The organism is Labedella endophytica (assembly GCF_003990045.1).
GTDB lineage: Bacteria > Actinomycetota > Actinomycetes > Actinomycetales > Microbacteriaceae > Labedella > Labedella endophytica.
Window position 1 is genome coordinate 182,141 of the sequence record NZ_RZGZ01000002.1, and the last position, 14,472, is coordinate 196,612.

Below are 14,472 nucleotides of genomic sequence, written 5' to 3' on the forward strand. Positions count from 1 at the left end.
GTCGACAGCGCGAGGCTCGATTCCCTTGGCAGACTGTCAAGGTGATCATCCTCGCGTGCCCGGGTCAGGGCTCTCAGACTCCCGGTTTCCTCACCCCCTGGCTCGACGTGGACGGAGTCCGCGAGCTCCTCGCCGGGTTCTCGGACGCCGCCGGGATCGACATCGTGGCCCACGGCACGACCTCGGACGCCGACACCATCCGTGATACGGCGATCGCGCAGCCCCTCATCGTGGCGGCCGGCCTCGTCACCGCGCACGCACTCGCCGCTCGCGGCGCCCTCGCGGGCGTCGGCGGTATCGCGGGGCACTCCGTCGGCGAGTTCACCGCGGCCGCCGTCGCGGGCGTCGTGGACGACGTCACCGCCCTTCGCCTCGTGCGCACGCGCGCCGACGCCATGGCCGGTGCCGCCTCCACCGAGAAGACCGGCATGAGCGCCGTGCTCGGCGGCGAGCCCGCAGCGGTCGTCGCGGCCGCGGAGGCCGCCGGCCTCTCCGCCGCGAACTACAACGGTGGCGGCCAGATCGTCGTCGCCGGCCGTGCCGAGGACCTCGCCTCCTTCTCCGCCGCACCGCCCGCCGGCACCCGCGTGATCGCCCTGCAGGTCGCCGGGGCCTTCCACACCCGCTTCATGGAGGACGCCCGCGCCGAGCTCGCCTCCGCGGTCTCCGGCGTCACCGCCAACTCCCCCACGCTCCCCCTCTGGACGAACAACGACGGTTCCCGGGTGGAGGACGGCTCCCGTTTCCTCGACCTCCTGGTCACCCAGGTCGCCGCCCCCGTGCGTTGGGACGCCTGCATGACGGCGTTCGCCGACGCCGGCGCGACGGGCCTCATCGAGGTCGCCCCGGCCGGTGCACTCACGGGCCTCGCCCGGCGCGGGCTCAAGGGCCTTCCCACCGTCGCCATCAAGACCCCCGACGACCTCCAGGCCGCCGTGGACCTCATCGCAGCCTGACAAGGACATCCATGACACGCCCAGAACTCCGTCAGTCGACGGGGCCCCGTTTCACCCGCATCCTCGCGCTCGGCGCCGCCCGCGGTGACCGCATCGTCCCGAACGACGATCTCATCGGGCCGATCAACTCCTCCGACGAGTGGATCAGGCAGCGCACCGGCATCATCACCCGCACCCGCGCCTCCGCCGACGTGTCCGCCGTCGACCTCGCGACAGCTGCGGCGACCGAGGCCATCGAACGCTCGGGCGTCGACCCGGCCGAGATCGACGTCGTGCTCGTCGCGACGATCAGCAACATCATGCAGTCCCCCTCGATCTCCGCGGTCGTCGCCGATCGGGTCGGAGCCAACCCGGCCGCCGCCTACGACGTGAACGCGGCGTGCGCGGGCTACACCTACGCCGTCGCCCAGGCGGACGCCCTCATCCGCGCCGGAAGCGCCCGCAACGCGCTCGTGATCGGGGCGGAGAAGCTCTCCGACATCGTCGATCCCGCGGACCGGAGCATCTCGTTCCTCCTCGGCGACGGTGCAGGAGCGGCCGTCATCGGGCCGAGCGAGACTCCCGGCATCTCCAGCACCGTCTGGGGATCCGACGGGTCCAAGGCCGACGCCGTGAGCATGAGCGGCACGCTCGTCGACTTCCGCGACGGCAAGGCCGTGTGGCCCACCCTCCGCCAGGAGGGCCAGACCGTCTTCCGTTGGGCCGTGTGGGAGATGGCGAAGGTCGCCCAGCAGGCGATCGACGAGGCCGGCATCACCGTCGACGACCTCGCCGCCTTCATCCCCCACCAGGCCAACATGCGCATCATCGACGAGTTCGCGAAGCAGCTGAAGCTGCCGGAGCACGTCGCGATCGCCCGCGACATCGCGACGACCGGCAACACCTCGGCCGCCTCGATCCCGCTCGCGACCCACCGCCTGCTCGAGGAGAATCCCGCTCTGAGCGGCGGATTGGCTCTCCAGATCGGCTTCGGCGCCGGGCTCGTGTTCGGCGCCCAGGTCGTCGTCCTCCCCTAGATCCCCGGCCCGGTCGGACGACGACCGGGCCACCTCCCCCATAGACTGTTCCGCGGTCATACGACACTCAAGGAGAAACACCATGGCACTGTCCACCGAAGAAGTCCTCGCCGGCCTGGCCGAGCTCGTCAACGACGAGACCGGAATCGCCACCGACACCGTCGAGCTGGACAAGTCGTTCACCGACGACCTGGACATCGACTCCATCTCGATGATGACGATCGTCGTCAACGCCGAGGAGAAGTTCGACGTGAAGATCCCGGACGAGGAAGTCAAGAACCTCAAGACGGTCGGAGATGCCGTCGACTTCATCGTCAAGGCGCAGGGCTGACCGGGACTCACCCTCCCGCATCACCCCGTGACGAGCGCGCGGTAGTCCGGGGCGCCGGTCGGTTCGTCCGACCGGCGCCCCGTCCTCCTCGCGGCGGAGCGGAGCGCACCCCGTCGCCGGCCGGCCGCGGGCAGTGATCCAGAAAGAGTTCTCGACATGACCACCAAGAGAATCGTCATCACCGGAATCGGTGCCACCTCGCCCCTCGGAGGGACCGCCACGGAGTCGTGGACGAACCTCCTGGCAGGCGCATCGGGCGCTCGCCCGCTCGAACAGCCCTGGGTCGAGGAACTGGCCCTCCCCATCACCTTCGCGGCCCAGGCGGCCGTCCCCGCCGCCGACATCCTGCTGCGTCAGGAGACCAAGCGCCTCGACCCTTCGAGCCAGTTCGCCCTCATCGCCGCACGCGAGGCCTGGGCGGACGCGGGAGACGTCGGCGTCGACCCCGAGCGGCTGCTCGTCGACTGGGCGACCGGGATCGGCGGCGTGTGGACCCTCCTCGACGCGTGGGACACGCTGCGCGAGCGCGGTCCCCGACGCGTCCTGCCCATGACCGTCCCCATGCTCATGCCCAATGGCCCGGCCGCGGCTATCGGCATGGATCTCGGAGCCCGCGGAGGCGAGCGGACCGTCGTGTCGGCGTGCGCCTCGAGCACCGAATCCATCGCGAACGCCTACGACCACCTGCAGGCCGGTCTCGCGGACGTCGTCGTCGCCGGCGGCTCCGAGGCGGCCATCCACCCGCTGCCCATCGCCTCGTTCGCGGCGATGCAGGCGCTGTCGAAGCGCAACGACGAGCCGGCGACGGCCTCGCGACCCTACGACGTGACGCGGGACGGCTTCGTCCTCGGCGAGGGCGCCGCAGCACTCGTCGTCGAGACGCTCGAGCACGCGCAGGCGCGCGGCGCACGCATCTACGCCGAACTGCTCGGCGGCGCGGTGACGAGCGACGCGTACCACATCACCGCACCGGACCCGGAGGGTTCGGCGGCCGCTCGAGCCATGCGCACGGCCGTCGAGAACAGCGGATACACGCTCGACGACGTCGCCCACATCAACGCCCACGCCACGTCGACCCCCGTCGGTGACATCGCGGAGTACAACGCCCTCAAGCGCGTCTTCGGCGATCGCCTCGGCGAGATCCCGGTCACGGCCACGAAGGCATCCACAGGCCACCTGCTCGGCGGAGCCGGGGCCATCGAGGCCCTCTTCGTCGTCAAGACCCTCCACGAGGCGCTCATCCCGCCGACGATCAATCTCACCGAGCCCGATCCCGAGATCCCGCTCGACGTCGTCACCGAGCCGCGGTCGCTCGGCGAGGGCGATCACATCGCCATCAGCAACTCGTTCGGCTTCGGCGGTCACAACGCCGTCGCCGCATTCCGGACGTTCTCCGGCTGACCCGCTCACGCGGAGAACCCCCGGCGGGAAGCCTTCCGCCGGGGGTTCTCTCGTTTCTCGGTCGTCGCCGTTTCGCCACTCGTGTCGCCGGGAAGCCCTCCGGCTGACACGGTCCGCGCCAGGGCGACGACCGGGTCTCTGGGGTGGGTCAGCCGACCTTGTGGAGCCAGATGACCGAGGAGTCATCGCTCGCGTGGCGGAACGCCTCGAGCTCGTCGTCCCACGCCTGACCGAGTGCCACGCGCAGTTCGCGCTGGAGCTCGGTCGCATCGGAGCCGGCGACCTCCATCGCGTAGCGGATACGGTCCTCCGGCACGACGACGTTCCCCGCGCTGTCGGTCTGCGCGTAGAAGATCCCGAGATCGGGCGTGTGCAACCAGCGGCCGCCATCCGCTCCGGGTCCGGCGTCCTCCGTGACCTCGAAGCGCAAGTGCTCCCACCCGCGCAGGGACGAGGCGATCGCGGCCCCCATGCCCTGCTGGCCGTCCCAGTAGAACTCGGCCCGCTGGCTGCCCGCGAGCACGGGCTGCTCGGTCCACGAGAAGTTCACGGCACGCCCGAGGGCGCGACCGGCAGCCCACTCGACGTGTGGGCAGAGCGCGCGCGGTGACGAGTGGATGAAGATCATCCCTCGTGCAGCTGGTGCCACCATTTCATCCTCCATCATCCTGGTACGTCTTCCCCTACGACCAAGACGGATGAGTGGTGCTATTCGATTTCGACGGACGTCTACACGAGACCACCGACATCGTTGATTATGCCGCAGGTTCCTGGGGAATACCAGCGGTGTCATCCGCTGTTCACACTGGGGTGTGCTGGTCGCTCCACGACCGCACGTCCACGCGGTCATCCGCCGTCACACGACGACGCGATCGGACCGATCGTCGCCTACGATTTCCAGGCCGCTCACCACGCTCGACACCCAGCAAGGAAACCATGTCCCCCTTCACCTCCTCTCCCGTCCGCCGCCGTCTCCTGGCCGGCATCGCCCTCGTCGGTGCCCTCGGTCTCACGGCGTGCTCCTCCTCCGCGAGCACACCCGGCGCGTCGGAGTCGGCGGAGGCGGCCGGACGCACCCTCGCACAGGTCCAGGACGCCGGTGTCCTCGTCGTCGGCACGGAGGGCACCTATCGCCCGTTCTCGTTCCACGAGGACGGGACGGGACCGCTCACCGGATACGACGTGGAGGTCGTGACGGCCGTCGCGGAGCAGCTCGGCGTCGAGGTCGAGTTCCAGGAGACCCAGTGGGACGGCATCTTCGGCGGACTCGACGCCGGTCGCTTCGATGTCATCGCGAACCAGGTGTCGATCAATCCCGAGCGGCTCGAGGACTACTCCTTCAGCACGCCGTACACGATCTCTCCCGGTGTGCTCGTCGTGGCCGAGGACAACACCGACATCACCTCGCTCGAGGATCTCTCCGGCAAGACCTCCGCGCAGTCGCTCACGAGCAACTGGTACGAGGTCGCGACCGGGTACGGCGCGAACGTCGAATCGGTCGAGGGCTGGGCGCAGGCCGTCGAGCTGCTCCGCCAGGGCCGCGTCGACGCGACCGTGAACGACGAGCTCACCTACCTCGACTACGAGCAGACCGAGGGTGGGGACACCGGCCTCAAGATCGTCGACGAGACCGATGACGCGTCCGAGAACGCCCTCGCCTTCCGACAGGGCAGCGACGACCTCGTGGCCGCGGTCGACGAGGCGCTCGAGGGGCTGCGCTCGAACGGTACGCTGGCCGAGATCTCCGAGAAGTACTTCGGGGAGGACGTCAGCCAGTAGGCGCGACCTCCGCCGCTCGGGCGGGCTGACGACGAGACGACGGAAGGGATGACGAGTGGACTGGGATCTCGTGCTCTCGTCGCTCGGACCCCTCGCGGTCGGTGCCATCACCGGCACGATCCCGCTTGCTCTCGCATCGTTCGCGATCGGGATCGTGATCGCCCTGCTCGCCGCCCTCGCCCGGCTGTCGCCCCGGTGGTGGCTCTCGGGTATCGCCCGGTTCTACATCTCCGTGATCCGGGGAACCCCGCTGATCGTCCAGTTGTACGTGATCTTCTTCGGACTCCCGTCGATCGACGTCATCATCGACCCGTGGCCGAGCGCGATCATCGCGCTCTCGCTCAACGTGGGAGGGTATGCAGCCGAGGTGATCCGCGCGGCGATCCTATCGATCCCGCGCGGCCAGTGGGAGGCCGCCTACATGATCGGGATGCCCCGCTGGCTCGCCCTCCGGCGAATCATCCTGCCGCAAGCGGCGCGTGTCTCCGTCCCGCCGCTGTCGAACACCTTCATCAGCCTCGTGAAGGACACGGCGCTCTGCTCTCTCATCCTGGTCACCGAGATGTTCCGGATCGCTCAGCAGATCGCAGCGTTCTCGAACGAGTTCCTCCTGCTGTACGTCGAGGCGGCCGTGCTGTACTGGGTCATCTGCCTCGTGCTCTCCGCCGGGCAGGACCGGCTCGAACGGAGGCTCGAACGCCATGTCGCCTGATCCCGACGAGCTCGTCGAGGCCACGGAGCCGCCGCCCGAACCGATGCTCGAGGTGCGGGGACTCGCGAAGTCGTTCGGCGACACAGCCGTCCTCCGGTCGGTCGACCTCGATCTGCTCCCCGGACGTGTCGTGTGCCTCATCGGGCCGTCCGGTTCCGGCAAGACCACGGTGCTGCGCTCGCTCAACGGGCTGGAGACACCCGACGGCGGCACCCTCCGCGCTCCCCTGACGGGCCTCGAGGTCGACTTCTCGGAGCCGCTCACGAACGCGACACGCAACCGTGTGCGCGACCTCTCCGCGATGGTGTTCCAGCAGCACAACCTCTTCCCCCACCTGACCGTGCTCGAGAACGTCACGGAGGGGCCGCTGCGGGTTCAGGGACGTCCCCGAGCGGAGGTCGAGGAGGAGGCGCACGCCCTGCTCGACCGGGTCGGACTCCACGGGAAGAGCGGCGCGTTCCCCGCCGAGCTCTCCGGCGGTCAGCAACAGCGCGTGGGGATCGTCCGAGCGCTCGCCCTCCGCCCGCAGCTGCTGCTCTTCGACGAGCCTACGTCGTCGCTCGACCCGGAGCTCGTGGGTGAAGTCCTGTCCGTCATGAAGGGTCTCGCCGACGACGGCTGGACGATGGTCGTCGTGACCCACGAACTCGCCTTCGCCCGCGACGTCGCGGACGACGTGCTCTTCCTGGACGGCGGGGTCGTCCTCGAGCGCGGTGCTCCGGCTGACATCTTCACCGCGCCGCGCGAGGAGCGCACGCGCCGGTTCCTCGATCGGCTCATGCGACCGTTCTGAGGGTCAGGCGACTCCGACGGCCACCTCGCCCGTCCCACGGCCCCGAGTGGACGGGCCGCTTCCGTGTGCCCGCGTCCGTCCGCTGCCTGCTGTAGCTGCAGCGAGCGTGCGCACGTCGTCGTCGCGCGCGCTTATAACCCGAGGAGAGGTGAAAAGGCGAGGACTTTCTCCAGATCGGTGGACCGCGAACACTCGAGGGAGGTCGTGAGGCGAACGCACACGACCCACACCAATCGGAGAATCGAGAGGGACCTGAGAATGACTGACACCTATCCGTCCGAGCCCCACCCCACGAGCGGCACGGGTTCGACGAGCGTCCCGCCCGTCCCGGCGGCACCGTCGGTCCACGGCGCGACCGCGACCCCGGCGACCCCCGCCACCCCGCCGACCGGCGGATCCACCCCGTCCGGCACGGCCGACACGGCGAAGGAGCAGGCGGCCAACGTCGCTTCCACGGCCAAGGAACAGGCGGCGAACGTCGGAGGAACTGCGGCCGACTCCGCGAAGGATGTCGCCTCCACGGCCAAGGACGAGGCCGGGAGGGTCGTGACGACCGCGAAGCGCGAGGCATCGGAGCTCTACGAGGAGACCCGCGCCCAGCTCACCGAACAGGCCGGTACGCAGCAGAAGAAGGTTGCGGCGGGACTGCACACCCTGAGCGACGAATTGCGCGACATGTCGGACGCCTCGTCCTCCTCGGGCGTGGCCACCGATCTCGTATCGCAGGCGGCGAGCCGCGCGGGTTCGGTCGCGACCTGGCTCGAGGACCGCGACCCGGGTTCGCTCCTCACCGAGGTGAAGGACTTCGCCCGGAAGAAGCCGGGTACCTTCATCGCCGTCGCCGCGATAGCCGGCGTCGTCGCCGGTCGGCTCACGCGGAGCCTCGTGAGCGAGGCCAAGGACTCCGCCGCCGATGAGGCGACGGACGCCGCCGCGACGGGCACCTCGTCGTCGACTCACGACGGAGCCGCCGAGACCGTTGTCGCACCGCCGGTGACGACCGTTCCCGTCTCGAGCGCACCGGGCTACCAGGCGCCCGCGACGGGAGCGTACTGATCATGACGGACCCGTCCGCCACCCCGTCGGAACAGAAGGCCGCGACGACCTCGCTCGGCGACCTCCTGTCCGAGGTATCGCGCGACCTCTCGACCCTGTTCCGGCAGGAGGTCGAACTCGCCAAGGCCGAGGCGAAGCAGTCCGCCACTCGCGCAGGGAAGGGAGCCGGTCTCCTCGGCGGGGCGGGCTACGCAGCCGGCATGGCCGTACTGTTCCTCTCCATCGCCCTCTGGTGGGGTCTCGGCCACCTGATCGGCAACGGCTGGTCGGCCGTCGTCGTCGCCGTGCTCTGGGCGATCATCGCCGCGATCCTGTTCGCGGCCGGCCGCTCGTCGATGAAGAAGGTGCAGGGAGTCCCCCGCACCGTCGACTCCCTGAAGAAGATCCCCGACACATTGAAGAAGAACGAGGAGAACCGATGACTGACACCTCCGCTCAGAACCCCGACGCCATCCGCGCCGACATCGAGCACACCCGCCAGGCGCTCGGCAGCGACGTCGACGCGTTGGCCGACAAGGTCACCCCGTCGAAGATCGTCGACCGCGAGAAGGCGAAGGCCAAGGACGCGATCGGATCGGTCAAGGACAAGATCTTCGGGGTCGCCTCCGATGTGAAGGGCTCCGTGGGCGACGCCGCATCGTCCGCCGGCGGAACCGCCTCCGACCTCCCCCACCGCGCATCCTCGGCGGCCCAGGGCAATGCCATGGCCGTCGGCCTGATCGCCTTCGGCGTCGGCCTGCTCGTGTCCTCCCTCGTACCGGCGAGCTCGAAGGAGAAGGAGCTGGCGGCGGACGTCAAGGAAGCGGCACAGCCGCTCCTCGACGGCGCTCAGTCCCTCGGCAAGGAGATGGCCGGCAATCTCAAGGAGCCCGCGACCGATGCCGCCAACGCGGTGAAGGACGAGGCGACGGGCGCCGCCGCCTCGGTGAAGGAGGAGGCCACGGGAGCTGCCCAGTCCGTCAAGGACGAAGCAGCCGGGGCTCGCCAGAGCGTCGCGGACGAGACGTCGAACGCCAAGCACGCCGTCCAGGACCAGTCCACGAACTGACCTCGACGACGGCCATAAAGAGGTGCCCCGGCGGAATTCCGCCGGGGCACCTCTGTCGTTCCCCGACCGAGAGCGCGGGGTCCGTCGCCTCCCGCAGGATGCGACGGAGCCCGCCTCAGTTGAGGCAGTTCGGACCGAGGAGGGACTTGAGCTCACCATAGAGATCCGCTGTGACCGAGACGGGGTACGGGATCTCGAAGAGCCGGGCGACGTCACCCTTGATGAGCTTGAGGCGCACCTCGGTGTCGCCACGATGCCGTGCGAGGATCGTGCCGAGCTCTGTGATGGTCTCCGTCGTGGCACGGAAGTCGGGGACGCTGAGTCCCAGGGGGCCCGACGCGTCCGCCTGCCCGAGGTCGGGCACCATGAGGCTGTAGGCGTGCAGGTTCATCCCGTCGTCACGCATGCTCACGCGGCCGCGCACGACGACGATGGAGTCGCCGACGAGCGATGGTGAGAACTCCTGGTATGCCTTGCCCATGAACATGACCGAGATCTCGCCGCTGAAGTCCTCGACGGTGATGATGCCGTACTGGTTGCCCGAGGCCTTCGCGACGCGGTGCTGCACGCTCGTGACGAGACCCGCGACGGTGACCTGCTCGCCGTCCTCGGTGTTGTCCGACGAGGTGAGGTCGGTGATCGTCGTGGAGTAGTGCTTGGCGAGCTGCGCCTCGAGCCCGGCGAGGGGGTGGTCGGACACGTACAGGCCGAGCATCTCGCGTTCGAAGGCGAGCTTGTCCCGCTTCGACCACTCGGGGCGCTCCGGCACGTGGGACTCGGGCGCGACCCCCGCCTCCTCGAAGAGCGAGTCGAAGTCGAAGCCGATGTTGCCGTTCTCCTCGTCCCGTTTGATCTTCACCGCGGACTCGACGGCGGATTCGTGCACCTCCACGAGGGCACGCCGTGTCGCGCCGAGAGTGTCGAACGCCCCAGCCTTGACGAGCGACTCGATCGTGCGCTTGTTCGCGACCTGGAGGGGCACCTTGCGGAGGAAGTCGTGGAACGACTCGAACCGGCCCTTGGCCTCGCGCGCCTGGCGGATGCCGTCGACCACGTTGCTGCCCACGTTCCTCACGGCGCCGAGCCCGAAGCGGATGTCCTCGCCGACGGCCGCGAAGAAGCCGATCGACTCGTTGACGTCGGGCGGGAGCACCTTGATGCCCATCCGGCGGCACTCGTTGAGGTACATCGCCATCTTGTCCTTCGAGTCGCCGACGGACGTGAGCAGGGCCGCCATGTACTCGGCCCGGTAGTGCGCCTTGAGATAGGCCGTCCAGTAGCTGAGGATGCCGTAGGCGGCCGAGTGCGCCTTGTTGAAGGCGTAGTCCGAAAACGGCAGCAGGATGTCCCAGAGCATCTTGACGGCCTCGTCGCCGTAACCGTTGGCGTGCATGCCCTCGGAGAAGCCGGCGAACTGCTTGTCCAGCTCCGACTTCTTCTTCTTGCCCATGGCCCGCCGGAGGATGTCCGCCTGGCCGAGGGAGAAGCCGGCGACCTTCTGCGCGATCGCCATCACCTGCTCCTGGTAGATGATGAGGCCGTACGACGTGGAGAGGATCTCCTCGAGGGGCTCCGCGAGCTGCGGGTGGATCGGCGTGATGGGCTGCTGGCCGTTCTTCCGCAGCGCGTAGTTGATGTGGGAGTTCGCGCCCATGGGCCCCGGACGATAGAGGGCGATGACGGCGGAGATGTCCTCGAAGTTGTCCGGCTTCATGAGGCGGAGGAGCGATCGCATCGGCCCGCCGTCGAGCTGGAAGACCCCGAGAGTATCGCCGCGCGAGAGCAGCGCGTACGCCTCGGGGTCGTCGAGCTCGAGATCCTCGAGGACCGGCCGGAAGCCCCGGTTGGTTTCGATGTTGTCGAGGGCGTCGTCGATGATCGTGAGGTTGCGGAGCCCCAGGAAGTCCATCTTGATGAGGCCGAGGGACTCGCACGCCGGGTAGTCGAACTGCGTGACGATCTGGCCGTCCTGCTCCCGCTTCATGATCGGGATGATGTCGATGAGCGGGTCGGAGGACATGATGACGCCCGCCGCGTGCACGCCCCACTGACGCTTGAGGTTCTCGAGTCCGAGGGCGGTGTCGAAGACCGTCTTCGCCTCCGCGTCCGTCTCCACGACGGCGCGGATGTCCGCGGCCTCCTTGTAACGCGGGTGGTCACGATCGAAGATGCCGGTGAGCGGGATGTCCTTGCCCATGACGGCCGGGGGCATCGCCTTGGTGAGCTTCTCGCCCATACCGAAGGGGAAGCCGAGGACGCGGGAAGAGTCCTTGAGCGCCTGCTTGGCCTTGATCGTGCCGTACGTGACGATCTGGGCCACGCGTTCGTCACCGTACTTGTCCGTGACGTACCGGATCACCTCGCCGCGACGGCGCTCGTCGAAGTCGACGTCGAAGTCGGGCATGGAGACGCGGTCGGGGTTGAGGAATCGCTCGAAGATGAGTCCGTGGCGCAGCGGGTCGAGGTCCGTGATCCGCATCGCGTACGCGGCCATCGAGCCGGCTCCGGAACCGCGGCCGGGCCCCACCCGGATGCCGTTGTTCTTCGACCAGTTGATGAAGTCGGCGACGACGAGGAAGTAGCCGGGGAAGCCCATCTGCGTGATGACTCCGACCTCGTAGTCGGCCTGCGCCCGCACCTCGCTCGGAACGCCGCTCGGGTAGCGCACGTCGAGGCCGCGGTCGACCTCCTTCACGAACCAGGACTCCTCCGTCTCCCCCTCCGGGACGGGGAAGCGGGGCATGTAGTTCGCGCTCGTGTTGAACTTCACGTCGCAGCGCTCGGCGATCGCGAGCGTGTTGTCGCACGCATCCGGGTGGTCGCGGAAGATCTGCCGCATCTCGGCGGCCGACTTCAGGTAGAACTCGTCCGCGTCGAACTTGAACCGGTTGGGGTCGTCGAGCGTCGAGCCCGACTGCACGCAGAGGAGGGCGGCGTGGGACGTGGCGTCGTGCGCATGGGTGTAGTGGAGGTCGTTGGTGGCGACGAGCGGGAGCGACAGGTCCTTCGCGAGGCGGAGCAGGTCCGTCATGATTCGTCGCTCGATACCGAGGCCGTGGTCCATGATCTCGCAGAAGAAGTTCTCCGCACCGAAGATGTCGCGGAAGTCCGCTGCCGCCTGGACGGCCGCGTCGTACTGGCCGAGGCGGAGTCTCGTCTGCACCTCGCCGCTCGGGCAGCCGGTCGTGGCGATGAGCCCGGACGAGTAGGTCGAGAGCAGTTCGCGGTCCATGCGCGGCTTGAAGTAGTAGCCCTCGATCGACGCCTTCGACGACAGCCGGAAGAGGTTGTGCATGCCCTCCGTCGACTGGGCGAGCAACGTCATGTGGGTGTAGGAGCCGGCGCCCGAGACGTCGTCTCCGCCCCCGTCGCCCCACCGAACGCGCGTGCGGTCCGAGCGGTGGGTACCGGGGGTGAGGTAGGCCTCGGTGCCGATGATGGGCTTGATCCCGGCATCGGTCGCGGTCTTCCAGAAATCGAACGCACCGAAGACGTTGCCGTGGTCCGTGATGGCGACGGCCGGCATGCCCTCGGTGACGGCCGCCTCGATGAGCGGTTTCACCCGAGCGGCACCGTCGAGCATCGAGTACTCGCTATGCACGTGGAGGTGCACGAAGGAATCAGAAGTCCGAGTCATGAGGTCTCCGAACGTGTCGCGGGTGGATCGAGAACGAGGTGTCGAGAACGAGGGTGTCGAGAACGAGGTGTCGCGGGAGGTCGACGCAGTTGAAGCGGGACGACGACGTGGGGTCAGGCTAGTCGGAACCCACGACATCGAGGGCGTGACGGAGATCCGCCGGGTACGCCGAGGCGAACTCGACCGGTTCGCGGGTTCCCGGGTGCACGAACCCCAGACGGACGGCATGCAGCCACTGGCGCGTGAGACCGAGGCGCTGAGAGATCATCGGGTCGGCGCCGTAGAGCGGGTCGCCGACGCACGGGTGCCGTTGGGCCGCCATGTGCACGCGGATCTGATGGGTCCGCCCCGTCTCGAGATGGATCTCGAGCAGCGTCGCAGCGCGCCAGGCCTCGATCGTCTCGTAGTGCGTCACCGACGGCTTCCCACCGGCGGTCACCGCGAACTTCCAGTCGGACTTCGGGTGTCGTCCGATCGGCGCGTCGATCGTGCCGGCGAAGGGATCCGGGTGGCCCTGGACGAGGGCGTGGTAGACCTTCTCGACCTCGCGGTCGTGGAAGGCCCTCTTGAGTTTGGTGTAGGCGTGCTCCGACTTCGCGACGACCATGAGGCCGCTCGTTCCCACGTCGAGTCGGTGCACGACCCCGGCACGCTCGGCGGCCCCCGACGTGGAGATGCGGAAACCGGCCGCGGCGAGGGCACCGAGAACGGTCGGTCCGTTCCACCCGACGGACGGGTGCGCGGCCACGCCGGCCGGCTTGTCGACCACGACGATGTCGTCGTCGTCGTGCACGATTCCGAGGTCGTCGACCGCGATCGGCACGATGACCGCTTCTGCCCGCGGCTGCCATTCGACCTCGATCCAGGCACCGCCGGACAGACGATCGGACTTCGAGGCGGGGCGGCCGTCGACCGTCACTCCCCCGGCCTCGAGGATCTCGGCGGCGAAACTGCGCGAGAATCCGAGCATCTTCGCGAGGGCGGCATCGACCCGGGAGCCTTCGAGGCCGTCGGGGACGAAGAGAGAGCGTGACTCGGCCACGTCAGTCCGCCACGGTTCGATCGGCACGACTGTCGGGATCTGCGTGACGCGGGGATGTGCCGGAGGCGGTTCCCGTGTGCGGAGCGGGATCCGCCACCGCGTCCGGATCGGCCGCACCGGTGGTGTCGTCGCCGGCTCGCTCGGAAACGACCGACGAGTCGTCGACGCCCTCGTCGCCCCGGCCTCGTGTGCCGTCGATTCCGACGCCGAGGATCGTGAGGAGGATGAAGATCCCCATGCTCACGACGATGCAGATGTCCGCGATGTTGTAGATCGCCGGCATCATCCACGGTGTCGAGATGAAGTCGATGACGTGGCCGAGCCCGAAGGACGGTTCGCGGAAGAGACGATCGGTGAGGTTACCCAGCACCCCGCCGAGGAGCAGCCCGAACACGAGCGCCCACAACCGGGAGCGGATGCGTCGCGCCAGGACGATGATCGTCACGCTGACGGCGGCGGCGAGGATCGAGAAGATCCAGGTCGCTCCTTCGGCGAAGGAGAAAGCGGCCCCGGGGTTACGGACGAAGTACAGGACGAAGAAGTCGCCGAGGACGCGGATCCGTTCGCCCTCCGACATCGACGAGACGACGAGGAATTTCGTGACCTGATCGACCACGAGAGCCGACACAGCCACGGCGATCAGGACGAGGAGCGTCCTGGCCGTGGCTGTGTCGGTCGATCGAGTGGTCAAGCGCTGAGCG

14 protein-coding genes are annotated in these 14,472 nt (G+C 68.6%); 10 read left to right on the top strand and 4 right to left on the bottom strand.

The window, feature by feature from the left end; genetic code table 11:
* The first annotated feature begins 41 nt into the window (after positions 1-41).
* The 4 genes from ELQ94_RS04385 (at position 42) to ELQ94_RS04400 (ending at position 3,704) form a co-directional block, all read left to right on the top strand.
* Positions 42-956, top strand: coding sequence for an ACP S-malonyltransferase (locus ELQ94_RS04385; RefSeq protein WP_127047614.1), 915 nt, complete (start codon positions 42-44; stop codon positions 954-956).
* An 11-nt stretch (positions 957-967) separates the two neighbouring features.
* Positions 968-1,972 (top strand): beta-ketoacyl-ACP synthase III, encoded by a 1,005-nt coding sequence (locus tag ELQ94_RS04390; RefSeq protein WP_127047616.1) that lies wholly within the window; start codon positions 968-970, stop codon positions 1,970-1,972.
* Positions 1,973-2,054: 82 nt separating this feature from the next.
* Entirely contained in the window at positions 2,055-2,303 is a 249-nt protein-coding gene (locus ELQ94_RS04395) for an acyl carrier protein (RefSeq protein ID WP_106564265.1), read from the top strand.
* Positions 2,304-2,459: 156 nt separating this feature from the next.
* The gene (locus ELQ94_RS04400) at positions 2,460-3,704 is read left to right on the top strand and encodes a beta-ketoacyl-[acyl-carrier-protein] synthase family protein (RefSeq protein WP_127047618.1); all 1,245 of its coding nucleotides are present in this window, start codon (positions 2,460-2,462) and stop codon (positions 3,702-3,704) included.
* A 148-nt stretch (positions 3,705-3,852) separates the two neighbouring features.
* On the opposite strand, the gene ELQ94_RS04405 is transcribed toward ELQ94_RS04400, so the two are convergent.
* Entirely contained in the window at positions 3,853-4,356 is a 504-nt protein-coding gene (locus ELQ94_RS04405) for a DUF3145 domain-containing protein (RefSeq protein WP_166404653.1), read from the bottom strand.
* 284 nt (positions 4,357-4,640) lie between these two features.
* Here ELQ94_RS04405 and ELQ94_RS04410 point away from each other — a divergent pair, with 284 nt between their 5' ends.
* From ELQ94_RS04410 to ELQ94_RS04435, 6 genes are all read left to right on the top strand, one after another.
* Positions 4,641-5,483, top strand: coding sequence for an amino acid ABC transporter substrate-binding protein (locus tag ELQ94_RS04410; protein WP_127047620.1), 843 nt, complete (start codon positions 4,641-4,643; stop codon positions 5,481-5,483).
* Positions 5,484-5,538: 55 nt separating this feature from the next.
* Positions 5,539-6,195 carry an amino acid ABC transporter permease gene (locus ELQ94_RS04415; RefSeq protein WP_127047622.1) on the top strand — a complete coding sequence of 219 codons (657 nt, stop codon included), beginning with the start codon at positions 5,539-5,541 and terminating at the stop codon, positions 6,193-6,195.
* Complete coding sequence (locus ELQ94_RS04420) at positions 6,185-6,988, top strand: amino acid ABC transporter ATP-binding protein (protein WP_127047624.1); 804 nt, start codon at positions 6,185-6,187, stop codon at positions 6,986-6,988. Before ELQ94_RS04415 ends, ELQ94_RS04420 begins: the two co-directional genes overlap by 11 nt.
* Positions 6,989-7,246: 258 nt before the next feature.
* Positions 7,247-8,044, top strand: coding sequence for an ATP synthase subunit B family protein (locus ELQ94_RS04425; protein WP_127047626.1), 798 nt, complete (start codon positions 7,247-7,249; stop codon positions 8,042-8,044).
* A 2-nt stretch (positions 8,045-8,046) separates the two neighbouring features.
* Positions 8,047-8,466, top strand: coding sequence for a phage holin family protein (locus ELQ94_RS04430; RefSeq protein ID WP_127047628.1), 420 nt, complete (start codon positions 8,047-8,049; stop codon positions 8,464-8,466).
* On the top strand, positions 8,463-9,092 hold the full coding sequence (locus ELQ94_RS04435; protein WP_127047630.1) for a DUF3618 domain-containing protein: 630 nt from the start codon (positions 8,463-8,465) through the stop codon (positions 9,090-9,092). The genes ELQ94_RS04430 and ELQ94_RS04435 overlap by 4 nt, the downstream gene beginning before the upstream one ends.
* Positions 9,093-9,207: 115 nt before the next feature.
* On the opposite strand, the gene dnaE is transcribed toward ELQ94_RS04435, so the two are convergent.
* From dnaE to lspA, 3 genes are all read right to left on the bottom strand, one after another.
* Positions 9,208-12,729 (bottom strand): DNA polymerase III subunit alpha, encoded by a 3,522-nt coding sequence (gene dnaE, locus ELQ94_RS04440; RefSeq protein WP_127047632.1) that lies wholly within the window; start codon positions 12,727-12,729, stop codon positions 9,208-9,210.
* A gap of 118 nt (positions 12,730-12,847) precedes the next feature.
* Positions 12,848-13,771 carry an RluA family pseudouridine synthase gene (locus ELQ94_RS04445; protein ID WP_127047634.1) on the bottom strand — a complete coding sequence of 308 codons (924 nt, stop codon included), beginning with the start codon at positions 13,769-13,771 and terminating at the stop codon, positions 12,848-12,850.
* A gap of 1 nt (position 13,772) precedes the next feature.
* Positions 13,773-14,462: a signal peptidase II gene (lspA, locus tag ELQ94_RS04450; RefSeq protein WP_243696858.1), complete on the bottom strand. Its 690-nt coding sequence runs from the start codon at positions 14,460-14,462 to the stop codon at positions 13,773-13,775.
* Positions 14,463-14,472 lie beyond the last annotated feature (10 nt).